At 70.6% G+C, this 22,146-nt stretch carries 21 protein-coding genes; 9 read left to right on the forward strand and 12 right to left on the reverse strand.

Features of this window, described 5'->3' with window-relative positions:
- Positions 1 to 255: 255 nt before the first annotated feature.
- The 4 genes from JHN45_RS16005 to JHN45_RS16020 all read right to left on the reverse strand — a co-directional run bounded on the left by JHN45_RS16005 (position 256) and on the right by JHN45_RS16020 (position 2,898).
- The gene (locus tag JHN45_RS16005; protein ID WP_019067389.1) at positions 256 to 495 is read right to left on the reverse strand and encodes a chaplin family protein; all 240 of its coding nucleotides are present in this window, start codon (positions 493 to 495) and stop codon (positions 256 to 258) included.
- Positions 496 to 709: 214 nt separating this feature from the next.
- Entirely contained in the window at positions 710 to 949 is a 240-nt protein-coding gene (locus tag JHN45_RS16010) for a chaplin family protein (RefSeq protein ID WP_093625129.1), read from the reverse strand.
- 169 nt (positions 950 to 1,118) lie between these two features.
- Positions 1,119 to 1,760: a response regulator transcription factor gene (locus JHN45_RS16015; RefSeq protein WP_019067391.1), complete on the reverse strand. Its 642-nt coding sequence runs from the start codon at positions 1,758 to 1,760 to the stop codon at positions 1,119 to 1,121.
- Positions 1,753 to 2,898, reverse strand: a complete 1,146-nt coding sequence (locus JHN45_RS16020) for a GAF domain-containing sensor histidine kinase (RefSeq protein ID WP_200711679.1) — start codon at positions 2,896 to 2,898, stop codon at positions 1,753 to 1,755. The genes JHN45_RS16015 and JHN45_RS16020 overlap by 8 nt, the downstream gene beginning before the upstream one ends.
- 184 nt (positions 2,899 to 3,082) lie before the next feature.
- Here JHN45_RS16020 and JHN45_RS16025 point away from each other — a divergent pair, with 184 nt between their 5' ends.
- The 3 genes from JHN45_RS16025 to JHN45_RS16035 all read left to right on the forward strand — a co-directional run bounded on the left by JHN45_RS16025 (position 3,083) and on the right by JHN45_RS16035 (position 5,911).
- Positions 3,083 to 3,778 (forward strand): SDR family oxidoreductase, encoded by a 696-nt coding sequence (locus tag JHN45_RS16025; protein ID WP_201049478.1) that lies wholly within the window; start codon positions 3,083 to 3,085, stop codon positions 3,776 to 3,778.
- A complete protein-coding gene (locus tag JHN45_RS16030; RefSeq protein WP_201049479.1) occupies positions 3,775 to 4,860 on the forward strand; it encodes an S-adenosylmethionine:tRNA ribosyltransferase-isomerase in 1,086 nt (361 codons plus the stop codon). Before JHN45_RS16025 ends, JHN45_RS16030 begins: the two co-directional genes overlap by 4 nt.
- A gap of 298 nt (positions 4,861 to 5,158) precedes the next feature.
- The gene (locus JHN45_RS16035) at positions 5,159 to 5,911 is read left to right on the forward strand and encodes a transglycosylase SLT domain-containing protein (protein ID WP_200711682.1); all 753 of its coding nucleotides are present in this window, start codon (positions 5,159 to 5,161) and stop codon (positions 5,909 to 5,911) included.
- A 90-nt stretch (positions 5,912 to 6,001) separates the two neighbouring features.
- Here JHN45_RS16035 and JHN45_RS16040 read toward each other — a convergent pair whose 3' ends face one another.
- Positions 6,002 to 8,506 carry an FHA domain-containing protein gene (locus tag JHN45_RS16040; protein ID WP_200711726.1) on the reverse strand — a complete coding sequence of 835 codons (2,505 nt, stop codon included), beginning with the start codon at positions 8,504 to 8,506 and terminating at the stop codon, positions 6,002 to 6,004.
- A gap of 246 nt (positions 8,507 to 8,752) precedes the next feature.
- On the opposite strand from JHN45_RS16040, the gene JHN45_RS16045 reads away from it, so the two are divergent.
- Both JHN45_RS16045 and serB read left to right on the forward strand, forming a co-directional pair.
- Positions 8,753 to 10,828 carry a streptophobe family protein gene (locus tag JHN45_RS16045; protein WP_201049480.1) on the forward strand — a complete coding sequence of 692 codons (2,076 nt, stop codon included), beginning with the start codon at positions 8,753 to 8,755 and terminating at the stop codon, positions 10,826 to 10,828.
- Positions 10,829 to 11,083: 255 nt separating this feature from the next.
- A complete protein-coding gene (gene serB, locus JHN45_RS16050) occupies positions 11,084 to 12,292 on the forward strand; it encodes a phosphoserine phosphatase SerB (RefSeq protein ID WP_201049481.1) in 1,209 nt (402 codons plus the stop codon).
- 107 nt (positions 12,293 to 12,399) lie between these two features.
- On the opposite strand, the gene JHN45_RS16055 is transcribed toward serB, so the two are convergent.
- From JHN45_RS16055 to JHN45_RS16065, 4 genes are all read right to left on the reverse strand, one after another.
- Positions 12,400 to 12,918 carry a histidine phosphatase family protein gene (locus JHN45_RS16055; protein WP_200711685.1) on the reverse strand — a complete coding sequence of 173 codons (519 nt, stop codon included), beginning with the start codon at positions 12,916 to 12,918 and terminating at the stop codon, positions 12,400 to 12,402.
- A gap of 65 nt (positions 12,919 to 12,983) precedes the next feature.
- The gene (locus JHN45_RS16060; RefSeq protein ID WP_201049482.1) at positions 12,984 to 13,190 is read right to left on the reverse strand and encodes a hypothetical protein; all 207 of its coding nucleotides are present in this window, start codon (positions 13,188 to 13,190) and stop codon (positions 12,984 to 12,986) included.
- 170 nt (positions 13,191 to 13,360) lie between these two features.
- Entirely contained in the window at positions 13,361 to 13,477 is a 117-nt protein-coding gene (locus tag JHN45_RS54040) for an SGM_5486 family transporter-associated protein (protein ID WP_019060691.1), read from the reverse strand.
- Positions 13,478 to 13,525: 48 nt separating this feature from the next.
- The gene (locus JHN45_RS16065) at positions 13,526 to 14,836 is read right to left on the reverse strand and encodes a CynX/NimT family MFS transporter (RefSeq protein WP_201049483.1); all 1,311 of its coding nucleotides are present in this window, start codon (positions 14,834 to 14,836) and stop codon (positions 13,526 to 13,528) included.
- A gap of 70 nt (positions 14,837 to 14,906) precedes the next feature.
- Here JHN45_RS16065 and JHN45_RS16070 point away from each other — a divergent pair, with 70 nt between their 5' ends.
- Entirely contained in the window at positions 14,907 to 15,626 is a 720-nt protein-coding gene (locus tag JHN45_RS16070; RefSeq protein ID WP_200711688.1) for a FadR/GntR family transcriptional regulator, read from the forward strand.
- Here the strand turns inward: JHN45_RS16070 and JHN45_RS16075 are convergent.
- The 3 genes from JHN45_RS16075 to fabG form a co-directional block, all read right to left on the reverse strand.
- Positions 15,601 to 15,957: a hypothetical protein gene (locus JHN45_RS16075; RefSeq protein ID WP_200711689.1), complete on the reverse strand. Its 357-nt coding sequence runs from the start codon at positions 15,955 to 15,957 to the stop codon at positions 15,601 to 15,603. The two genes, JHN45_RS16070 and JHN45_RS16075, sit on opposite strands and share 26 nt — an antisense overlap.
- A gap of 175 nt (positions 15,958 to 16,132) precedes the next feature.
- The gene (fabI, locus tag JHN45_RS16080; protein ID WP_200711690.1) at positions 16,133 to 16,900 is read right to left on the reverse strand and encodes an enoyl-ACP reductase FabI; all 768 of its coding nucleotides are present in this window, start codon (positions 16,898 to 16,900) and stop codon (positions 16,133 to 16,135) included.
- A gap of 5 nt (positions 16,901 to 16,905) precedes the next feature.
- The gene (gene fabG, locus JHN45_RS16085; protein ID WP_200711691.1) at positions 16,906 to 17,625 is read right to left on the reverse strand and encodes a 3-oxoacyl-[acyl-carrier-protein] reductase; all 720 of its coding nucleotides are present in this window, start codon (positions 17,623 to 17,625) and stop codon (positions 16,906 to 16,908) included.
- A gap of 241 nt (positions 17,626 to 17,866) precedes the next feature.
- On the opposite strand from fabG, the gene JHN45_RS16090 reads away from it, so the two are divergent.
- The 3 genes from JHN45_RS16090 to tyrS all read left to right on the forward strand — a co-directional run bounded on the left by JHN45_RS16090 (position 17,867) and on the right by tyrS (position 22,118).
- Positions 17,867 to 19,390: a TldD/PmbA family protein gene (locus JHN45_RS16090; RefSeq protein ID WP_200711692.1), complete on the forward strand. Its 1,524-nt coding sequence runs from the start codon at positions 17,867 to 17,869 to the stop codon at positions 19,388 to 19,390.
- Positions 19,387 to 20,781, forward strand: coding sequence for a metallopeptidase TldD-related protein (locus tag JHN45_RS16095; RefSeq protein WP_201049484.1), 1,395 nt, complete (start codon positions 19,387 to 19,389; stop codon positions 20,779 to 20,781). The genes JHN45_RS16090 and JHN45_RS16095 overlap by 4 nt, the downstream gene beginning before the upstream one ends.
- 68 nt (positions 20,782 to 20,849) lie before the next feature.
- On the forward strand, positions 20,850 to 22,118 hold the full coding sequence (gene tyrS / locus JHN45_RS16100) for a tyrosine--tRNA ligase (protein WP_201049485.1): 1,269 nt from the start codon (positions 20,850 to 20,852) through the stop codon (positions 22,116 to 22,118).
- The last annotated feature ends 28 nt before the right edge of the window (positions 22,119 to 22,146 follow it).

Below are 22,146 nucleotides of genomic sequence, written 5' to 3' on the forward strand. Positions count from 1 at the left end.
GGCCTCGTCCTCAAACGCCGGACGGGCTGATTTTGCGATCCTGCGCTGAAAGGTGCCGGACGGGCTGATTTTGTGGGCCTGCGTTGAAAGGCGCCGGACGGGCTGATTCTGCGGTCTGCGTTGAAAGGTGCCGGTCGGGCGGAGGATTGGCAGCCTGAGTTGGCAAGGCGCCGGAAGAGCTGATGGTGCTCACGTGCAGGAAGGGCCCCGAGAGTCGTCGTTGACTCTCGGGGCCCTTCCTTACGGCTGTGGGTGTCAGCCGTTGATGCCCTTGTTGCCGAACGTGGGGTTCAGCAGGCCGATGACGTTGACGCTGTCACCGACGACGTTGACGGGGACGTGGACCGGGACCTGGACGACGTTGCCGGAGCCGACGCCCGGCGACTTCACGGCCGCGCCGTCGGCACCCGCGTCGGCGACAGCGGCACCGGCGGAGGCGCCAGCGGCGATACCGGCGACGGTGAGGGCCACGGCGGCCTTCTTGGCGATGTTCATGGGAAGCGTTCCTCCTGCGATTGCGTGACCGACCCGGCCGCGGGTCGTGCGCTGAACAACGCAGGTGGTGCCGGAAACGGCACGGGAATGCGCGTTTGACTGCCCGTTCGGATCATTGGCGCGACAAGCCGACCGGATGACCAGGTGACGAGCAGACCGGCCTCCCAGGGAGCGCCCTGGGAGGCCGGAGGTCACTGTCGCGGAGCGACGTGCGTCAGTGGTTGACGCCCAGGTTGCCGAAGGCGGGGTTCAGGACGCCGATGACGTTGACGCTGTTGCCGACGACGTTCACCGGGACGTGCACCGGGACCTGGACGACGTTGCCCGAGCCGACGCCGGGCGAACCGACGGCCTGGCCGTTCGCCAGGCTGTCGGCGGAGGCCAGCCCGGCACCGGCGGCTACCAGCCCGCCGGCCACCATCGTCACGGCCGCTGCCTTCTTCAGGTTCTTCACTTCTGAGCCCTCCTAGCGATCACCGCGGCAGGCGCCGCGGCACGCATTGGAGAACGGCGGAGATCCACGAAGGATGCGCCATCCGGGGGACATTCCCACGACGGTATGAATCTCGGCCCGGAAGGGGACGCTCCGTGTTGCCGTCACGCCCCTCCCACCTCGCCGATCGCTATCGCGTCAGGCCGTGACGTACCGCGAACAGTGCGGCCTGGGTGCGGTCCGCCAGGTCGAGCTTCATCAGGATGTTCGAGACGTGGGTCTTGACCGTCTTCTCGGAGAGCACCAGGGCGCGGGCTATCTCGCGGTTGGAGCGGCCGTCCGCGATCAGGCCGAGCACCTCGCGCTCCCGCTCCGTGAGCGAACCGCCTCTCCCCTGGCCCGAGTTGGACTCCTCCTGGGACAACAGGACGCCGGCGACCTCGGGTTGGAGCAGGATGTGGCCCGCGTGGACGGAGCGGATGGCACCGGCCAGGGCGTCCGGGTCCACGTCCTTGTAGACGTAACCGGCGGCGCCCGCGCGTAGGGCGGGTATCACCGTGCGCTGTTCGGTGAAGCTGGTGACGATCAGCACGCGCGCGGGGTGGTCGAGTTCGCGGAGTCTGCGCAGCGCGTCGATGCCGTCCATGCCCGGCATCTTGACGTCCATGAGGACGACGTCGGGCTTCAACTCCTCGGTGCGGGCGACTCCTTCGGCGCCGTCGGCCGCCTCGCCGACGACCTCGATGTCGTCCTGCACCTCCAGGAAGGTGCGCAGGCCCCGGCGGACGACCTGGTGGTCGTCGACGATCAGCACCTTGATTGCGTCAGCCACCGGGGACCTCCATCTCGATCGTGGTGCCCTTTCCGGGCGCCGATTCCACGGTGAGTGTGCCGCCGACGCCGTTGGTCCGGTCCCGCATGGAGACCAGGCCGAGGTGGCGTCCCGCGCGGCGGATCGACTGGGGTTCGAAGCCGCGTCCGTCGTCGGTGATCCGTAGGACCGCTCCGCAGCCGCTGCGCTCCAGGGTCACGGCGACGTGCTCCGCGCCGGAGTGCCGCAGGGCGTTGTGCAGGGCCTCCTGGGCGACGCGGAGCATTGCCTCCTCCTGGGCTGCGGGCAGAGCGCGGAAGCCGCGGCCGGTGAAGGTCACGCGCGCGGTGTGGGCGCGGTCGAGGACCTGGATCTGGGTGCGCAGGGTGGCGCTGAGTCCGTCCTCGTCGAGGGCGGCGGGGCGCAACTCGACGACCGCGGCGCGCAGTTCGTCGGCGGCCTCGGCGGCGAGCGCGGCCACCTGCTGGAGTTCGCCCTTGGCGCGGGAGGGGTCGCGGTCGACGAGGGTGGCGGCGGCCTGTGCGGTGAGGCGGAGGGAGAACAGCTTCTGGGCCACCGCGTCGTGCAGTTCGTGGGCGAGCCGGGAGCGCTCCTCGGCGATGGTCAGCTCGCGGCTGCGCTCGTAGAGGCGGGCGTTGGTGAGGGCGATGGCCGCGTGCTGGGCGAGGATCGAGAGGAGTTCCTCGTCCTCCTCGGTGAAGCCGCAGGTGCCGTCCCTCTTGGGGCAGTTCTTGTTCGCGAGGAACAGGGCGCCGATGACCTCGTCGTCGTCGCGGATGGGCAGACCCAGGAAGTCGGACATGTCGGGGTGGGCCGAGGGCCAGCCCTCGAAGCGCGGGTCCTTGCGCACGTCCGCGAGGCGTTCGGCCTTGGCCTCGTGCAGCATCGCGGCGAGGATGCCGTGCTGGCGCGGGAGCGGGCCGATGGCCTTCCACTGGGCGTCGCTGACGCCGTCGACCACGAACTGGGCGAAGCCGCCGTGGTCGTCGGGGACGCCGAGCGCGGCGTACTGGGCGTCGAGCAGCTCGCGGGCCGAGGCGACGATCGTCTTGAGGACGTCGCGCACCTCCAGGTGCCTGCTCATGGCCAGCAGTGCGGAGCTCACCGCCGCGAGGCCGGACCGTGGACCTTGACTCATGTCCTCACGGTACCGGCGGGGTGTGACAACGCGGATCGGGCCGGTGACGGCTCTCGTCTGGTCCGGAAGGCCTAGGGCGAAGGGCCCCGGTGGACTGCGGCCGGCGTCCGAGGCGGCGGGGGCGGTCCCGTTCCTACGTTGGGGGCACGCCGACGGAGGCGTAGTGGACGAGGGGACGTGTGTCATGTCGGTAGCGATCATCACGGGGGCGTCGAAGGGGCTGGGGCGGGCGCTCGCCGAGGCGCTGGCCGCGCGGGGCTGGGACCTGGTGCTGGACGCCAGGACCGAGGGGGTGTTGAGGGAGACCGCTGGGGCTGTCGGCGCGTACGGCACGCGTGTGGAGGCCGTCCCGGGGGATGTCACGGACGCCGGGCACCGGGCCGGGCTGGTGGCCGCGGCGGAGAAGCTGGGCGGTGTCGACCTGGTGGTGAGCAACGCGAGCGCGCTGGGGGCCGAGCCGCTCGTACGGCTCGACGAGTTGCCCCTGGACGGATTGCGGCGCGCGCTGGAGGTGAACGTGGTGGCCGCGCTGGGGCTGGTCCAGGAGGCGCTGCCGTTGTTGCGGGCCTCGCGGGCCGGTGCGGTGATCGCGGTCAGTTCGGACGCGGCGGCCGAGGCGTACGAGACCTGGGGCGGCTACGGGGCGTCCAAGGCGGCCCTCGACCAGCTCGCGGCGGTGCTCGGCGCGGAGGAGCCCGGGCTGCGGGTGTGGGCGGTGGACCCCGGGGACATGGGCACGGACCTGTACGCGGCGGCCGTACCGGACGACGACGATGTACGGCCGAAGCCCGCCTCTGTGGTGCCGGCCTTCCTACGACTTCTGGACGAGCGGCCGGCGAGCGGGCGCTATGGAGCCCCGGCCCTGCTGGAGGAGCGATGACGGTGGCCGTGCGGGTCCCCGAGGAGTTGTCCGCGCGGGTGCCGGCCGAGCAGCGCGGGCCCGGGCTCGACCGGGACGCCGTACGGCTGCTGGTGTCGCGGGGTACCGAGGTGTCGCATCACGGGTTCGGGGAGTTGCCGCGGCTGCTGCGGGCCGGGGATCTGCTGGTCGTGAACACGTCGCCGACGTTGGCCGCCGCGGTGGACGGGTGGATCGGGCACGCGCGCGTGGTGGTGCATTTCTCGACGCGGGGCGACGACGGGCGGTGGGCGGTCGAGCTGCGGGAGCCGGACGGGAAGGGCACCTCACGCGCGCGTGCGGGCGGCCCGGCGGGGACGGAGGTGCGGCTGCCCGGGGATACGCGGCTGGCCCTGGAGGAGCCGCTGAGCGGGCGGGGCGAGCGGTTGTGGTGGGCGCGGGTGTCCGGTTCGGGGGTGGCGGAGCTGTTGCGTGAGCACGGGCGGCCCATTCGCTACTCCTATACGGAGCGGGATCAGCCGTTGTCCGTCTACCAGACGGTGTTCTCGTTGCCGTCGGAGGACGGGGTCGGCAGTGCGGAGATGCCGAGTGCCGCGCGGCCCTTCACCGCGCGGATGGTGGCGGAGCTGCTGAGCCGGGGGGTGCAGTTCGCGCCGATCACCTTGCACACGGGGGTGGCGTCGGCCGAGGTGCACGAGCCGCCGTATCCGGAGCGGTTCGCGGTGTCGGAGGCGTCGGCCCGGTTGATCAATGCCGCCCGCGCGGGGGACGGGCGGGTGATCGCGGTGGGGACCACCGCCGTGCGGGCCGTCGAGTCCGCCGCCGGCAGTGATGGGGTCGTACGCGCGCGTGCCGGGTGGACGGACCTCGTCGTCACGCCGGAGCGGGGGGTGCGGGTGGTGGACGGGCTGCTGACGGGGCTGCACGAGCCTGAGGCCTCGCATCTGCTGATGCTGGAGGCGGTCGCCGGGCGGGCCGCTGTCGACCGCAGTTATGAGGAGGCGCTGCGCGGGCTCTACCTGTGGCACGAGTTCGGGGACGTGCACCTCATCCTCCCGGAGGAGGATCCTCACACAGTGCGTTGCGTGAGCAACTGCGAGTGAGGTTGCCGTGTTGCCGGTGTGAGCCCGCACATAGGGCGCAGATCACGTACTAGGACACATAGGAGATAAAGCCGACCCGCTTGAGCGGGACAGACGGTCACGTCTGTCCCGTTTTGCCCTTCCCTGGTCCACTACCGGGGATCGTACGTCACACCTTTGCCACAGGTTTTTGCGACCGCTAAGAATTGCAGCCGTCGCTCAGCGCCGCGGATCCCGTCCGCGGCGTTTGTGCCGGAAGCACCCGCGTCCCCGCCGGACGGTGAGCGACCTCCGCACCATTCGAAGAGGTCCATCCGCCATGCCCGAGAACACGAACGCTCCCGGTCACAGTCGCCTGACCAAGCTGACGAAGCAGCACAGGATCGCGCTCGCCGGTGTCGCCACGCTCGGCGCCGCCGCCCTCGCCTTCTCCGCGGTGCCCAGCGACGCGGGGACGACCACCACCGACGCCGCGTCCACGGCGAAGGTGGCGTACAGCACGGAGCCCATCAAGGGCGTCAAGGTCAGCGTCACCGACCAGCTCGCCGGTGCCGGCCTCAAGACCGAGGCGATCCAGGCGAAGGCCGACGCGAAGGCGAAGGCGGCCAAGGCCAAGGCGGACGCCGCCGCGAAGAAGAAGGCCGCCGAAGCCGCCGCCGCGAAGAAGGCGGAGGCCGCGCGCAAGGCCAAGAAGGCCGCGAGCCGCTCCAGCCAGCGCGTCAAGCTCCAGCCCGTCGCCGCGACGACCTACGCCAACAACCTCAACGGCTGGATCAACCACGCCCTGGCGATCATGAAGCAGAAGGGCATCCCGGGCTCGTACTACGGCCTGTACAAGAACATCATGCGGGAGTCCTCGGGCAACCCGAGCGCCGTCAACGGCTGGGACGTCAACGCGGTCAACGGCACCCCGTCGATCGGTCTGCTCCAGGTCATCCAGCCGACGTTCAACGCCTACCACGTCTCCGGTACCTCGACGAACATCTACGACCCGGTCGCCAACATCACCGCCGCGGCCAACTACGCCGCCGCGCGGTACGGCTCGATCGACAACGTCAACAGCGCGTACTGAGGCCTCCGGCGGACCTCTTGGTCTCGGTACCGACGCCGAAGGGCGGCACCCCCTCCAGGGGCGCCGCCCTTCGGCGTCGTACGGGCACCGCTACTTGCGCATGACCTCCGGCTCGTGGCGGCGCAGGAAGCGGGCCACGAAGATGCCGCAGATGATGCCGAGGGCGATCAGGGCGGCCATGTCCATGCCCCAGGCGCCGACGGTGTGCTCCCACAGCGGGTCGTTGCTGTCGCCGGGCTTGGGCGGGCTGATCTTGTTGAAGTCCAGCGTGGCGCCCGCGGCACCGACCGCCCAGCGCGAGGGCATCAGGTACGAGAACTGGTTGACGCCGATCGCGCCGTTCAGCGTGAACAGGCAGCCGGTGAACACGACCTGGATGATCGCGAACATCACCAGCAGCGGCATGGTCTTCTCGGCCGTCTTCACCAGCGAGGAGATGATCAGGCCGAACATCATCGCGGTGAAGCCGAGGCCCATGATCGGGATGCAGAGTTCGAGCATCGTCTGGCTGCCGAGGACCAGGCCCTGCTTCGGGATCTCCCGGCTGGAGAAGCCGATGACACCGACCATCAGGCCCTGCAGCGCGGTGATCACGCCGAGCACGAACACCTTGGACATCAGGTACGCGGACCGGGACAGCCCCGTCGCGCGCTCCCGTTCGTAGATGACCCGTTCCTTGATCAGCTCACGGACCGAGTTGGCCGCGCCGGCGAAGCAGGCGCCGACCGCGAGGATCAGCAGGACGGTGGTGGCCGTGCCGTTCGGGATGATGGTGCCGTTCGCCCTGGCCGGGTTGGGCAGCAGGCTGTTGCCCGAGTCGATGAGCAGGCTCACCGCGCCCAGCACGCCCGGGAGGATCACCATCAGGGCGAGGAAGCCCTTGTCGGAGGCGATCACCGTGACGTAGCGGCGGACCAGGGTGACGAACTGCGACATCCAGCCCTGTGGCTTCGGCGGTTTCATGGCCTGCATCGGCGGCATCTGTACGGACTGCGGTGCGATCGCGTCGATGTCGGCGGCGTACATCTGGTAGTGCTGCGAGCCCTTCCAGCGGCCCGCCCAGTCGTAGTCGCGGTAGTTCTCGAAGGCGGAGAAGACATCGGCCCAGGTGTCGTAGCCGAAGAAGTTCAGCGCCTCCTCGGGCGGCCCGAAGTAGGCGACGGCACCGCCCGGAGCCATCACCAACAGCTTGTCGCAGATCGCCAGTTCGGCCACGGAGTGGGTGACGACGAGGACCGTGCGGCCGTCGTCGGCGAGGCCGCGCAGCAGCTGCATGACATCGCGGTCCATGCCCGGGTCGAGGCCCGAGGTGGGCTCGTCCAGGAAGATCAGCGAGGGCTTGGTGAGGAGTTCCAGGGCCACCGAGACGCGCTTGCGCTGGCCACCGGAGAGAGAAGTGATCTTCTTCTCCTTGTGGATGTCGAGCTTCAGCTCGCGCAGCACCTCGTCGATGCGGGCCTCGCGCTCGTCGCCGGTGGTGTCGGCGGGAAAGCGCAGCTTGGCCGCGTACTTGAGGGCCTTCTTGACGGTCAGTTCCTTGTGCAGGATGTCGTCCTGCGGGACCAGACCGATGCGCTGGCGCAGCTCGGCGAACTGCTTGTACAGGTTGCGGTTGTCGTAGAGGACGTCGCCCTGATTGGCGGGCCGGTAGCCGGTGAGCGCCTTGAGCAGGGTCGACTTGCCGGAGCCCGACGGGCCGATGACCGCGATGAGCGACTTCTCCGGTACGCCGAAGGAGACGTCCTTGAGGATCTGCTTGCCGCCGTCGACCGTCACCGTCAAGTGCCGGGCGGAGAAGGAGACTTCACCGGTGTCGACGAACTCCTCGAGCCGGTCCCCGACCAGGCGGAACGTGGAGTGGCCGACGCCGACGATGTCGTTCGGGCCGAGCAGCGCCGAGCCGCCCTTGGTGATCGGCTGGCCGTTGACGTACGTGCCGTTGTGCGAGCCGAGGTCACGGATCTCGAAGCGGCCGTCGAGTGTCGCGTGGAACTCGGCGTGGTGGCGCGAGACCTGGAGGTCGGAGACCACCAACTCGTTCTCCAGCGCACGGCCGATGCGCATCACACGGTCCAGCGAGAACTGGTGGAACGTGGTCGGGCTGCGGTCGCCGTAGACCGGCGGCGCCCCCGCGCCGACACCGGCTCCCGGCTGCTGCGGAATCTGCGCGGCGGCCGCCGGCTGGAATCGCTGCTGCTCAGGCGTCTGCTGCGGCGGCGCCTGCTGGGCCCAGCCGGGGCCCGCGCCCTGTGCCGCGTACGGCTGTTGCTGTGGCTGGGCCTGCGGGCTCGCCACCGCGGCGGCGGCCCCGGACAGGCTCAGGCTCGGGCCGTCGGTCGCGTTGCCCAGATACACGGACGAGCCGGGGCCGATCTCCATCTGATGGATGCGCTGGCCCTGCACGAACGTGCCATTGGTGCTGCCGTGGTCGTCGATGACCCAACTCCGGCCGCTCCAGCTGATCGTGGCGTGCCGCCAGGAGACCCTGGCGTCGTCGACCACGATGTCCCCCTGCGGATCACGTCCGAGGGTGTAGGTCCTGGACGCGTCGAGCGTCCAGGTCCGTCCATTCAATTCCAGTACGAGTTCCGGCACTCCATGCCCCACTGAGTAGTCCCCCGAGTTACGCCCCATCACGGGGAGTCTAGGGATGTCGAACATCGTCGGGAACTATTTCAGTCTGCACCCCCTGACCGAAAGTCGGGCCTTGTGAAGAGCACGCCGTTACACGTTCGGCGGTTCCGTTGACGGGGTTGAAACCGACCCGGAGAGTGGTAATCCACGCGAGGGGGACATGCGTGGTGTCCGCACCACGCCGTGCCGCGGATCGGGGGGTCTGCCATGAACTCAGCGACGAGTGTCAGGACGGCGCACTACGACACGAGGGTGCCCTGGGGTGACGTCCTGCTGTCCGCGATCGCCGCGGTGAGTTGGGCGTTGATAGGGATGGCCGGCACCGCGGCGCTCGGCCTGCATCTGCTCGGCGCCGACGCGACGGGCTCGCTCGGCCCGATGACCGCGGCGGTGGTGGCGCTCGGCGCGGGCGGTTCGGTCACCCCGACCGGCGACGTCTCCGCGTTCGGCCTGACCGGCGCCCAGGCGACCACGGCCGTCACGATCACACCGTTGGGCGTGAGCCTGGCAGGAGCACTTCTTCTGTCGTACTTCTTCCTACGGTCCCTGCGGCCGGGGGCAGTTGTGATCGCACCGGCCGAACTCCTCGCGCGCGCGGGCTCGGTGGTCGCGCTCTTCGTGGCGATGCTCGGCGGGCTGGCCTGGGCCGGGCACGACGTCATCACGATCGACGGCGGCAAGCTGGGCCTCGACAAGATCACGGGCGGCGGCGGTAGCGGGGGCGGGGTGAACATCCCCGGCATCGGCGACATCGGTGACATCGGCGGCCTGTTGCCCGGCAAGATCAGCGACCTGGTCAAGGCGAAGGCCGCGGTCGGCTTCACCGTCGACACGGCGCCGACCCTGCTGGGCGGCCTGGCCTGGTCGGCCGGCATCCTCCTCATCGCCCTGCTGGCCTCGCGCCGTACGCCTCTCCCCCGTGGCTGGGAGGCCGTCCACCGTGTCGTACGACCGGCCGCGTCCGCGCTCGTCGCGGTGCTGCTGGTCGCGGTGGCGGCCGGGCTCGCGGCGGCCGCGTACGCCGCGATCGGCGACGACCACCCCAAACGGATCGCGGGCGCCGCGCTGCTCGGCGCGCCCAACGGGGTCTGGCTCGGCGTCCCGATCGGCCTCTTCGTCCCCTGGGACGGGAAGGCGACGGGCGAGCTGGCGAAGCTGCTCCCCCACCCCCTCGACGACCTCCTGAGCGTGAAGTCCGACCAGCCGGTGACACTGGGACGACTGGCCGAACTGGACAACCGCGTATGGCTGTTGGGGGTCGCCGCGGCCCTGATGATGCTGCTGGCGGGGGTGCTCACCGCGGCACGGACACCACTGGGCGCGAAGGGCGTCGGCGGTCCGGGAGCCCTCGGTTTCGCCGGGCGGTGCGCCTTACGGCTGGGGGTCGTGACCGCGCTGACGTTGCCGCTGCTGGCCTGGCTGACGGATGTGTCGGTGGACGCCTCGCTGTCGGTGCTGGGGTTCGACGCGTTCGGCGCCGGGATCGAGCTGCACGGGCATCTGGGCATGGCGTTGCTGCTCGGCGCGGTGTGGGGTGCGGGCGCGGGAGGCGTCGGCGGGCTGCTCGCGTATGCGACGGGAGCGGCGGGACGGCGTGCCGCGCCGCTGGCACTGGGTGACTGGGGAGCACCGGTTCCGGGAGCGGGACCGGATGCCGGGGCACCGGGGTACGAAGGCCACCCGGAACACGCGCAGCCCGCGGGGAGCCCGGGACACACCGGCCCCTACGTGCCGAGCACTCCGTACCGCGCACCCAACCCCGCGACCAACCCGTATCTCCAACTGCCCGACGAGCTACGGCAACCCGAGGTCGGCCGACCGCCGGGCGGTGCGCGGTCCGGCACCGGTGCTCGGCCTCCTGGTCCTGGACCAGGGTGGCCGCCGGACTCGGGTCCGCCTCAGCAGGGTGCGTGGCCGCCGGGTGCGCGGGCGCCGCGCGGCGGCGGTCGGCCGCCCGCCGGAGACTCACGGCCGTCCGGTGCGCCGGGCGGCGCGGGGCGGTCCGGAGCCGTCCCGGCGGACGACGGCACTCGTCCCTACGGCGAACCGCAGTCCTACGACGAGCCTCGGTCCTACGGCGACCCGCAGCCGCCCGGCACCCCTGCGCCGCCCGCCGACCTGTACGGCGCTCCGACCATGGCCCAGCCCTACGAGCCGCCGTCCAGGCTGCCCCGGCGTCGGCCCGGGACGCCTTCGCGGGACCGGCCGGGCGACGACTCGGACGACGGGCAGCAACCTCCGCCGCCACCGCCCCCTCCGGGGAGGCCCAAGGGGCGCCGGTGATCCACTTCGGTGCGACGAGAACCGTAGCGGTCGCCCTCTGCCCGGCGCCCCGCCAACTCCTGATCGGCGCCGCACCCCACCGCGACCGCCTCGACACGTCTCCTGACCGTCCCCGAACCGGCTCGTGACCGCCCACCAGCGCCTTCGTGATCACCCCGTAAGATTCCCGCCACCGATCCGACACCCACTGTTCCGTGTCCGCTAGGCGGACCTCTGCGGCATAAGGCACTCCGTGCCGGATACGGTGGGTACACCATGAGCGCTTCGCAGACCTCTGACGTCCCCACTCTCCTCGTCAAGATCTTCGGCAAGGACAGGCCGGGCATCACGGCCGGACTCTTCGACACCCTCGCCGCCTACTCCGTCGACGTGGTCGACATCGAGCAGGTCGTCACCCGTGGCCGGATGGTGCTGTGCGCGCTGGTGACGCCGCCGCCCGCCGGGCTCGAAGGGGATCTGCGGGCCACCGTGCACAGCTGGGCCGAGTCGATGAAGATGCAGGCGGAGATCATCTCCGGCCTCGGAGACAACCGTCCGCGCGGACTCGGGCGTTCGCTCGTGACCGTGCTCGGCCATCCCCTCACCGCGGAGTCCACCGCCGCGATCGCCGCCCGCATCACCAAGGCCGGCGGCAACATCGACCGTATCTTCCGGCTCGCCAAGTACCCCGTGACAGCGGTCGAGTTCGCGGTGTCCGGGGTGGAGACCGAGCCCCTGCGCACCGCCCTCGCCACCCACGCGGCGGCCCTGGGCGTCGATGTCGCCGTCGTGGCGGCGGGGCTGCACCGGCGGGCCCAGCGGCTCGTCGTCATGGACGTCGACTCCACGCTCATCCAGGACGAGGTCATCGAGCTCTTCGCCGCGCACGCCGGCTGCGAGGACGAGGTCGCCGAGGTGACCGCCGCCGCGATGCGCGGGGAACTGGACTTCGAGCAGTCGCTGCACGCGCGCGTGGCGCTGCTCGCGGGGCTGGACGAGTCGGTCGTCGACAAGGTGCGCAGCGAGGTGCGGCTGACGCCCGGCGCCCGCACCCTGATCCGTACGCTCAAGCGGCTCGGCTATCAAGTCGGCGTCGTGTCGGGCGGGTTCACCCAGGTCACCGACGACCTCAAGGACCGGCTCGGGCTCGACTTCGCCCAGGCGAACACGCTGGAGATCGTCGACGGGAAGCTGACCGGCAAGGTCACCGGCGAGATCGTCGACCGCGCGGGCAAGGCGCGGCTGCTGCGCCGGTTCGCCGCCGAGGCGGGCGTACCGCTCGCGCAGACCGTGGCGATCGGCGACGGCGCCAACGACCTGGACATGCTCAACGCGGCCGGTCTCGGCGTCGCCTTCAACGCGAAGCCGGTCGTACGGCAGGCCGCGCACACGGCGGTGAACGTGCCCTTCCTCGACACCGTCCTCTACCTGCTGGGCGTCACCCGCGAAGAGGTCGAGGCGGCGGACACCCACGACGAGGACTGACCCCCGGATACTTCAGGACCTTCAGGGGCCCGGCACCGCTTGGTGCCGGGCCCCTTGTCGTACGGGTCTGCGGGAGTGCGGGAGTGCGGATGTATGGGTCTGCGGATCTACTCGGACGGCGCCCAGTAGTCGGCCAGGGTCGCCACGCCCGGCTCCAGTGACTTCCAGGAGCCGTCGAAGGTGAGGACGGCGAAGGCGGCGGTCGAGAAGCCGCGGCGGGTCAGCCGCTCGCGGGCTTCGCCGGTGTCCGGTCCGGAGAGGATCTCGGTCAGGCCCTGGACGCCCGGGTTGTGGCCGATGAGGATCAGGTTCCGCGAGTCGTCGGGCGTCTCGTTCAGTACGGCGATCAGCTCGCCGGGCGAGGCCTCGTAGAGCCTCTCCTCGTAGACGGTTTTCGGCCGGTGCGCGAGTTCGTGGACGGCCAGCTTCCAGGTCTCCCGGGTGCGGGTCGCGGTGGAGCAGAGGGCCAGATCGAAGGGGATGCCGGTGTCGGCCAGTCTGCTTCCGGCGGTGGCCGCGTCCAGGCGGCCCCGCTCGGCGAGCGGCCGCTCGTGGTCGGTCACCTCGGGCCAGTCGGCCTTCGCATGCCGGAAGAGGACAATCCTGCGGGGTTCTGCGACGCTCATGGGATCCAGCTTCGCATGAAACAGGCCATGGGGCGCAGGGAGTTGACGGGCGGCTTCGCCCGTGCTCAGCGGGCTATGAGCTGCTGCGCGCGCTCGAAGAGGTGGGTGATCATCGGGTCCGAGGCCGCCGCTTGAGCGTCCGTCGGGTTGAGCATCATCACGAGCAGCACGACGAAGGCGAGCGCCGGCAGGGCGAGGGCCCACCACGGCAGCCTGATGTCGACGCCGCCCGTGGTCGCCGGGTGGGGCCGGGTGTGCGCTGGGGCCGACATGAGTGCCTCCGCTGGTCTCCGAGTGGTCCGCGATCCGCTTCTCGCGGTCACACTTCGAAGTTACGGAACGCGGGGCCCTCAACCCATCCGGAGATCCACCCACTTGACCCTGAGCCTCACCCCCTAGGGGATGGTGGGGAGAACCCCACCATCGACTCAGACGCGTGTGGTCACGGGGACGCGATCGTCGCGATGATGGCGATGACGATGAAGATGGCGAAGAACGAGCCGAAGACGATGAGCATCTTCCGCTGGCCGTTCTGGGGGTTCGGGTCGAGCACTGGCATACGGCCAGTCTCGCACCCCCCGTCCGTGCGGTGTCCGCCGGGGCGGGTTCAGCGGGCCGCCTCGTCCTCCACCGTGCGGTCGCGGCCCGCGAGGACGCCCACGGCCATCTGCGGGACCATCAGGCCGGCCATGAGGGCGATCGGCAGTCCCCAGCCGCCGCTGTGCTGGTAGAGCACGCCGACCAGGAGCGGCCCCGGGACGGAGATGAGATACCCGGCGCTCTGCGCGAAGGCGGACAGCTGGGCGACGCCCGCGCCGGTCCTGGCCCGCATGCCGACCATCGTCAGGGCCAGCGGGAAGGCGCAGTTGGCGATGCCGAGCAGCAGGGCCCAGGCCCAGGCTCCCCCGGCCGGCGCGAGGTACAGACCCGCGTATCCGGCGAGGCCGCAGAGGCCGAGCACGACGACGATCGGCCCCTGGTGGGGCAGCCGGGTGGCCACGCGCGGGATGACGAAGGCCAGGGGCACGCCCACCGCCATGGTGACGGCCAGCAGCAGCCCGGCCGTGCTCGCGGAGACACCCGCGTCCCGGAAGATCTGCGCCATCCAGCCCATCGTGATGTAGGCGGCGGTGGCCTGGAGCCCGAAGAACACGGCGAGCGCCCAGGCGGTACGGCTGCGGGTGATCCGCAGCTCGGGCCGCGCCCGCTCGCCCTCCCACGCGCGGGAGGCCGGGTCCGCGGGCGCCTCCCGGTGCCGCGCGAGAGCGGTCCACGGCAGTACTGCGGCTGCGGCCAGCCCCGCCCACACGACGAGGCCGGAGCGCCAACTGCCGCCCAGGGCATCGGTCATGGGCACGGTGACCGCCGCTGCGGCGGCCGTGCCGAGGGCGAGGGCCATCGAGTACAGGCCGGTCATGGAGCCGACGCGGTCGGGGAACCAGCGCTTGACGATCACCGGCATCAGGACGTTGCTGACCGCGATGCCCATGAGCGCGAGGGCGCTGCCGGCCAGGAAGCCCGCCGTACCGCCGACGTAGGGCCGTATCAGCAGGCCGGCGGTGATGGCGAGCATGCCGGCGCAGACCACCGTGCTCGGGCCGAAGCGGCGGGCCAGGCGCGGGGCCATGACGCCGAAGGCCGCGAAGCACAACGGGGGCACGGACGTGAGCAGTCCGGCGACGCTGCCGCTCATGCCGAGGCCGTCGCGGACCTCTTCGAGGAGGGCGCCGAGGCTGGTGATCGCGGGGCGGAGGTTCAGCGCGGCGAGCACGATGCCGACGACGACCAGACGCGTCGTCCACGCGCGCGTGGCCGGTCCTCCGCCTGATGTCGCGGGGACGCTCGCGGCCGGGCCGCCGGTGTCGGTCGTCGTGGACTTCAGTGTCCGGGTTTCCTCGCTCGCCATGCCGACCATCATAGAATCATGGGATGATTGGTTGTCCACCCCCGGGCGGCCCGTTCCCGCCCCGCACATGCGAAGGTGTGCCATGCCCCTGAGCCACCCCCGTCGTTCGGCACTGTCCGAGCAGGTCATCGCCGCGCTGCGGAACGAGATCACCTCGGGCGAGTGGCCGGTCGGCTCCCGGATCCCGACCGAGCCGGAGCTGGTCGAGCAGCTCGGGGTCGCCCGCAACACGGTCCGCGAGGCCGTCCGCGCGCTCGCGCACAACGGCCTGCTGGACATCCGCCAGGGCTCCGGCACCTACGTCGCGGCGACCAGTGAGCTGGCCGGCGTGATGCACCGCCGCTTCGCGGACGCCGACCCCCGGCACATCGCCGAACTGCGTTCCACCCTGGAGTCGGCGGCGGCGCAGCTGGCGGCCGAGCGGCGCACCGAGAAGGACCTCAAGCAGCTGGACGCCCTTCTCGTACGGCGTGAGGAGGCGTGGGAGTCCGGTGACACGGAGGCCTTCGTGACGGCCGACGCGACCCTGCACCTGGCCGTGGTGGCCGCCTCGCACAACGACGTCATGACGGCGATGTACGCCGACCTGGGCGAGGTGCTGCGGGACTGGCTGCGCGCGGACGTCGGCGAGGAGCTGACTCCGGAGTCGTACATGGACCACACGCGGCTCGTGGACGCGATCCGCGCGGGTGACGCGCGGGCGGCTGCCGCGGAGGCCGCGGGCTATCCGTTCCTGTGCCGCCCGGGGCGGTTGGACCCGCCCGCTCCCGAGGGGCTCAGCTCGCCCGCTTCTGGTGGCTGACCCACACCGCGCGGACGTCCTCCCAGCAGCGGCCGGCCAGCCGTACGGTCTGCGCCGGACCCGCGTCGATCCCGGTGCCGTCGCTGTCGATGTCCCACCAGCGGTCGCACTCGATGTGCAGGGCGACGCGGTCGGTCAGGGGGTACGGGTTGTGGCAGTACGCGATCACGTGCGAGCCGTGGACGGCGGTGCGGCACGCGGCGCCGAACAGCTGGGGGGCGGCGGCCGGTTTCCGGGCCTCCACGCGCGTGTGGGGCATCGCCTCGTACGCCAGGGAGATGACGAGCGCGACGGCGGCGGTCACTGAGGCCAGGCTGCGGGACAGGCGCACAAGGGGAACCTCCTCGGTGGTGCTGGGGAGGGAATCGCGTGGTGAACGCGTAATCCAGAGTGCGCAGTTGTGGCCCGACCCCGCCCGGTCTACGGGGCCGAACGGGTGACGCCCCGCTGCCCGCGCGGTGCGGGAAACGGGGCGTCGACGCCGTGGAAGAAGCCGGGCCGGGAGGTCAGGCGCCGATGGCGTGCAGGCCGCCGTCCACGTGGATGATCTCGCCCGTGGTCTTCGGGAACCAGTCGCTCAGCAGGGCGACGATGCCCTTGCCGGCCGGCTCCGGATCCTTGAGGTCCCACTCCAGGGGGGAGCGGTTGTCCCACACGGCGGCCAGGTCGCTGAAGCCCGGAATGGACTTGGCGGCCATCGAGGCGAGCGGGCCCGCGGAGATGAGGTTGCAGCGGATGTTCTGCTTGCCCAGGTCGCGCGCGATGTAGCGGCTGGTGGCCTCCAGGGCGGCCTTGGCCGGGCCCATCCAGTCGTACTGCGGCCAGGCGTACTGCGCATCGAAGGTGAGGCCGACGACCGAGCCGCCGTTCTGCATCAGCGGCAGGCAGGCCATGGTCAGCGACTTCAGGGAGTACGCCGAGACGTGCATGGCGGTGGCGACCGACTCGAACGGCGTGTTGAGGAAGTTGCCGCCGAGCGCGTCCGCCGGCGCGAACCCGATGGAATGCACGACGCCGTCGAGGCCGCCCAGCTCCTCACCGACGACGTCGGCGAGACGCGCGAGGTGCTCGTCGTTCGTCACGTCGAGCTCGATGACCTTGGTGGGCTTGGGGAGCTTCTTGGCGATGCGCTCGGTCAGCGTGGGCCGCGGGAACGCGGTCAGGATGATCTCCGCGCCCTGCTCCTGGGCCTGCTTGGCGGCGTGGAAGGCGATGGAGGACTCCAGCAGCACACCGGTGATCAGGACGCGCTTGCCCTCGAGAATTCCGCTCATGGTGATCAGTGACCCATTCCCAGTCCGCCGTCAACAGGGATGACGGCTCCAGTGATGTACGAGGCGTCGTCGGAGGCGAGGAACCGCACCGTCGCGGCCACCTCCTCGGGCTGCGCGTAACGGCCGAGCGGCACCTGCTTCACGATGTTCTCGCGCTGCTCGTCGCTGAGCACCTTGGTCATGTCGGTGTCGACGAAGCCGGGCGCGACGACGTTGAAGGTGATGTTGCGCGACCCCAGCTCGCGGGCGAGCGAGCGCGCGAAGCCGACCAGGGCCGCCTTGGAGGCGGCGTAGTTCGACTGGCCGGGGCCGCCCATCAGGCCGACGACCGACGAGATGAGGACGACACGGCCCTTCTTGGCGCGCAGCATGCCGCGGTTGGCGCGCTTGACGACGCGGAAGGTGCCGGTGAGGTTGGTGTCGACGACCGAGGTGAAGTCCTCCTCGGACATGCGCATCAGGAGCGTGTCCTTGGTGACGCCCGCGTTGGCGACCAGAACCTCGACGGGGCCGTGCGCGGCCTCGATCTCCTTGTAGGCCTGCTCCACCTGCTCGGTGTCGGTGATGTCGCACTTCACGGCCAGGCAGCCCAATTCAAGGAGGGCGGCCGGCGGCTCACCCGAGCGGTACGTGATCGCGACCTTGTCGCCGGCGTCGGCGAACGCATGGGCGATGGCGAGGCCGATGCCCCGGTTGCCTCCGGTGACGAGAACCGAGCGGCTCAACGGATCACCCTTTCGATAGCTGTCCTGCGCGCCTGCCCGGTGCACCCTGGTCGGCAGACGGCCTTATCGAAAACCTATCGGTCGGCCCGCGCCACGGGACAATCGGGCACCGACAGTGGCTCGGGGGACTCGCTGTCGGGTCTCTACAGAAAGTGCCGACGCCGAGCGGAAACGTGTGGTCCCCGCACCTGTCCGCGCGACATGATCGGACTCCACAGGCCACGACAGCAGGGAGACCTCCGTGCCTCATTCCATCGACGAAGCCTTCACGGCACTTCCGCTACGCGCCCTGGCCGATGCCGCGCTGGCACGCGCGCGTGCGCTGGGGGCCGAGCACGCGGACTTCCGGTTCGAACGGGTGCGCAGCGCGTCCTGGCGGCTGCGGGACGCCCGCCCGGCCGGTACGTCGGACACCACCGACCTCGGGTACGCGGTACGGGTCGTGCACGGCGGCACCTGGGGCTTCGCGTCGGGCGTGGACCTGAGCCTCGACGCCGCCGCCAAGGTCGCCTCGCAGGCGGTGGCGATGGCGAAGCTCTCCGCCCAGGTGATCAAGGCGGCCGGTTCTGACGAGCGCGTCGAACTGGCCGCCGAGCCCGTGCACGAGGAGCGGACGTGGATCTCGTCGTACGAGATCGATCCGTTCTCGGTGCCCGACGAGGAGAAGGCGGGCCTGCTGGCGGACTGGAGCGCCCGGCTGCTCGCGGCGGACGGCGTCAACCATGTCGACGCGTCGCTGCTCACCGTGCACGAGAACAAGTTCTACGCCGACACCGCGGGGACTGTGACCACGCAACAGCGCGTACGGCTGCACCCGCAGCTGAACGCGGTGTCGGTCGACGAGTCGAGCGGTGAGTTCGACTCGATGCGCACCATCGCGCCGCCCGTGGGCCGCGGCTGGGAGTACCTCACGGGCACCGGCTGGGACTGGGACGAGGAGTTGGCGCGGATCCCCGAACTGCTCGCCGAGAAGATGCGGGCCCCGAGCGTCGAGGCGGGCCTCTATGACCTCGTCGTGGACCCGTCCAACCTCTGGCTGACGATCCACGAGTCCATCGGCCACGCCACCGAACTGGACCGCGCGCTCGGCTACGAGGCCGCCTACGCCGGCACCTCCTTCGCCACCTTCGACAAGCTCGGCAAGCTCAAGTACGGCTCCGAGCGCATGAACGTCACCGGCGACCGCACCGCCGAACACGGCCTCGCGACCATCGGCTACGACGACGAGGGCGTCGAGGGCCAGTCCTGGGACCTCGTCAAGGACGGCACCCTGGTGGGCTACCAACTCGACCGCCGCATCGCCAAGTTGACCGGCTTCGACCGCTCGAACGGCTGCGCCTACGCCGACTCCCCCGGCCATGTCCCCGTACAGCGCATGGCCAACGTGTCACTGCAGCCGGACCCGGCGGGGCTGTCCACGGAGGATCTGATCGGCGGGGTCGACCGCGGGATCTACGTGGTCGGCGACCGGTCGTGGTCGATCGACATGCAGCGCTACAACTTCCAGTTCACCGGGCAACGCTTCTTCAAGATCGAGAACGGGCGGATCACCGGACAGCTGCGGGACGTCGCCTACCAGGCGACGACCACCGACTTCTGGGGGTCCATGGCGGCCGTCGGCGGTCCGGGGACCTACGTCCTGGGCGGCGCCTTCAACTGCGGCAAGGCCCAGCCGGGCCAGGTCGCGGCCGTCTCGCACGGCTGCCCGTCGGCCCTCTTCACGGGCGTCAACATCCTCAACACCACGCAGGAGGCCGGTCGATGAGCGCCCGTACGAACAAGCCGCACGAGATCGTCGAGCGCGCCCTCGAACTCTCCCGGGCCGACGGCTGTGTCGTCATCGCCGACGAGCACTCCACCGCCAACCTCCGCTGGGCGGGCAACGCGCTGACCACGAACGGGGTCACGCGCGGACGCACGCTCACCGTCATCGCGACCGTCGACGGCAAGGAGGGCACCGCCTCGGGGGTCGTGTCCCGGTCCGCCGTCACCCCGGAGGAACTGGAGCCGCTCGTACGGGCCGCCGAGGCCGCCGCGCGCGGGGCCGAGCCCGCCGAGGACGCGCAGCCGCTCGTCACGGGCGTGACCGCCTCGCCCGACTTCACGGACGGCCCCGCCGAGACCTCGTCCTCCGTCTTCACCGACTTCGCCCCGGCGCTCGGCGAATCGTTCGCACGCGCGCGTGCGGGCGGTCGCGAGCTGTACGGCTTCGCCAACCACGAGCTGGTGACCAGCTACCTCGGTACGTCGACCGGGCTGCGCCTGCGCCACGACCAGCCCAACGGCACGCTGGAGCTGAACGCCAAGTCTCCGGACCGTACGCGCTCGGCCTGGGCCGGCCGCTCGACCCGGGACTTCAAGGACGTCGACCCGGCGGCCCTGGACGCCGAGTTGGCCGTACGACTGGGCTGGGCCGAGCGGAAGATCGAGCTGCCCGCCGGGCGGTACGAGACGCTGCTGCCGCCGACCGCGGTCGCGGACCTGTTGATCTACCAGATGTGGTCGGCGTCGGGCCGGGACGCGGTCGAGGGGCGCACGGTGTTCTCCAAGCCGGGCGGTGGCACCCGCGTCGGTGAGAAGCTCACCGAGCTGCCGCTGACGTTGCGCAGCGACCCGAACGAACCGGGTCTGGAGTCCGCCCCGTTCGTGCTCGCGCACACCTCCGGGGGCGACCAGTCGGTGTTCGACAACGGGCTGCCGCTGGCTGCCACCGACTGGGTGCGCGAGGGCGAGCTGCAGCACCTGCTGACCAGCCGGCACAGCGCGGGTCTCACCGGGCTGCCGGTGGCGCCGTCGATCGACAACCTGATCCTCAGCGGAGGCGAGGACCGCTCCCTGGAGGAGATGGTCGCGAACACCGAGCGCGGGCTGCTGCTCACCTGTCTCTGGTACATCCGCGAGGTCGACCCGGCGACCCTGCTGCTCACCGGGCTGACCCGGGACGGCGTCTACCTCGTCGAGAACGGCGAGGTGGCGGGCGAGGTGAACAACTTCCGGTTCAACGAGTCGCCGGTGGATCTGCTGGGGCGGGCGACCGAGGCCGGGCGCACGGAAAAGACGCTGCCCAGGGAGTGGAGCGACTGGTTCACTAGGGCTGCGATGCCCGCGCTGCGGGTGCCGGACTTCAATATGAGCTCTGTCAGTCAGGGCGTATAACCTCGTACCTGATTCACGTCGTACGTGAATCACGAGATCACGAGACCACTCAAGGAGATACGAGAACCGTGACGGACATCGTCGACGAGCTGAAGTGGCGCGGGCTGTTCGCCCTGTCCACCGACGAAGATGCTTTGCGCAAGGCGCTCGCGGACGGTCCCGTCACGTTCTATTGCGGTTTCGACCCCACCGCGCCCTCCCTCCACCTGGGACACCTGGTGCAGGTGCTCACCGTGCGCAGGCTGCAGCAGGCCGGTCACCGGCCGCTGGCGCTGGTCGGCGGCGCCACGGGTCAGATCGGTGACCCCCGCCCGACGGCGGAGCGCACACTGAACGACCCGGAGACGGTCGCCGGCTGGGTCCAGAAGCTGCGCCACCAGATCGAGCCGTTCCTGTCCTTCGAGGGCGAGAACGCGGCGGTCATGGTCAACAACCTGGACTGGACGGCGAACCTCTCCGCGATCGAGTTCCTGCGGGACATCGGCAAGCACTTCCGCGTCAACAAGATGCTGACCAAGGACTCCGTCGCCAGGCGTCTGGAGTCCGACCAGGGCATCAGCTACACGGAGTTCAGCTACCAGATCCTCCAGGGCATGGACTTCCTCCAGCTCTACCGGAGGTACGGCTGCACGCTCCAGCAGGGCGGCAGCGACCAGTGGGGCAACCTCACGGCGGGCCTGGACCTGATCCACCGCCTGGAGCCGGACGCCACGGTGCACGCGATCGCGACACCGCTGATGACCAAGGCGGACGGCACGAAGTTCAGCAAGTCCGAGGGCACCGCCATCTGGCTCGACCCGGAGATGACCACGCCGTACGCGTTCTACCAGTTCTGGCTGAACACGGACGACCGGGACATCTCCACGTACATGCGCATCCTGTCCTTCAAGTCCCGTGCGGAGCTTGAGGAGTTGGAGCAGCAGACCGAGGAGCGCCCCCAGGCCCGTGCCGCGCAGCGCGCGCTGGCCGAGGAGCTGACGACGCTGGTGCACGGCGCCGAGCAGACGGCCGCCGTGACCGCCGCGTCCAGGGCTCTCTTCGGACAGGGCGAGCTGGCGGAGCTGGACGAGAAGACGCTGGCCGCGTCCCTCTCCGAGGTCCCGCACATCCAGGTGGCCGAACTCGGCCCGGTCGTCGACCTGTTCGCCGAGGTCGGCCTGGTCGCGAGCAAGTCCGCGGCGCGACGGACCGTGAAGGAGGGCGGGGCCTACATGAACAACGTGAAGGTCACCGCGGAGGATGCCGTGCCGGGCACGGAGGACCTCCTTCATGGGCGGTGGCTGGTGCTGCGGCGGGGCAAGAAGAACCTGGCGGCCGTGGAGGTCACGGGCGCGTGAGCACATGGCGAAGGGGCGGTTTCCCGGT

The sequence above is a fragment of the Streptomyces sp. MBT53 genome (assembly GCF_016654115.1).
In the GTDB taxonomy this organism is placed as follows: Bacteria; Actinomycetota; Actinomycetes; order Streptomycetales; family Streptomycetaceae; genus Streptomyces.

Coding starts and splice junctions, on each gene's coding strand:
- JHN45_RS16005 (WP_019067389.1), bottom strand. CDS start 495: ATGAACATCGCCAAGAAGGCCGCCGTGGCCCTCACCGTCGCCGGTATC.
- JHN45_RS16020 (WP_200711679.1), bottom strand. CDS start 2,898: ATGAGTCAAGGTCCACGGTCCGGCCTCGCGGCGGTGAGCTCCGCACTG.
- JHN45_RS16025 (WP_201049478.1), top strand. CDS start 3,083: ATGTCGGTAGCGATCATCACGGGGGCGTCGAAGGGGCTGGGGCGGGCG.
- JHN45_RS16030 (WP_201049479.1), top strand. CDS start 3,775: ATGACGGTGGCCGTGCGGGTCCCCGAGGAGTTGTCCGCGCGGGTGCCG.
- JHN45_RS16035 (WP_200711682.1), top strand. CDS start 5,159: ATGCCCGAGAACACGAACGCTCCCGGTCACAGTCGCCTGACCAAGCTG.
- JHN45_RS16045 (WP_201049480.1), top strand. CDS start 8,753: ATGAACTCAGCGACGAGTGTCAGGACGGCGCACTACGACACGAGGGTG.
- serB (WP_201049481.1), top strand. CDS start 11,084: ATGAGCGCTTCGCAGACCTCTGACGTCCCCACTCTCCTCGTCAAGATC.
- JHN45_RS16055 (WP_200711685.1), bottom strand. CDS start 12,918: ATGAGCGTCGCAGAACCCCGCAGGATTGTCCTCTTCCGGCATGCGAAG.
- JHN45_RS16060 (WP_201049482.1), bottom strand. CDS start 13,190: ATGTCGGCCCCAGCGCACACCCGGCCCCACCCGGCGACCACGGGCGGC.
- JHN45_RS54040 (WP_019060691.1), bottom strand. CDS start 13,477: ATGCCAGTGCTCGACCCGAACCCCCAGAACGGCCAGCGGAAGATGCTC.
- JHN45_RS16065 (WP_201049483.1), bottom strand. CDS start 14,836: ATGATGGTCGGCATGGCGAGCGAGGAAACCCGGACACTGAAGTCCACG.
- JHN45_RS16070 (WP_200711688.1), top strand. CDS start 14,907: ATGCCCCTGAGCCACCCCCGTCGTTCGGCACTGTCCGAGCAGGTCATC.
- fabI (WP_200711690.1), bottom strand. CDS start 16,900: ATGAGCGGAATTCTCGAGGGCAAGCGCGTCCTGATCACCGGTGTGCTG.
- JHN45_RS16095 (WP_201049484.1), top strand. CDS start 19,387: ATGAGCGCCCGTACGAACAAGCCGCACGAGATCGTCGAGCGCGCCCTC.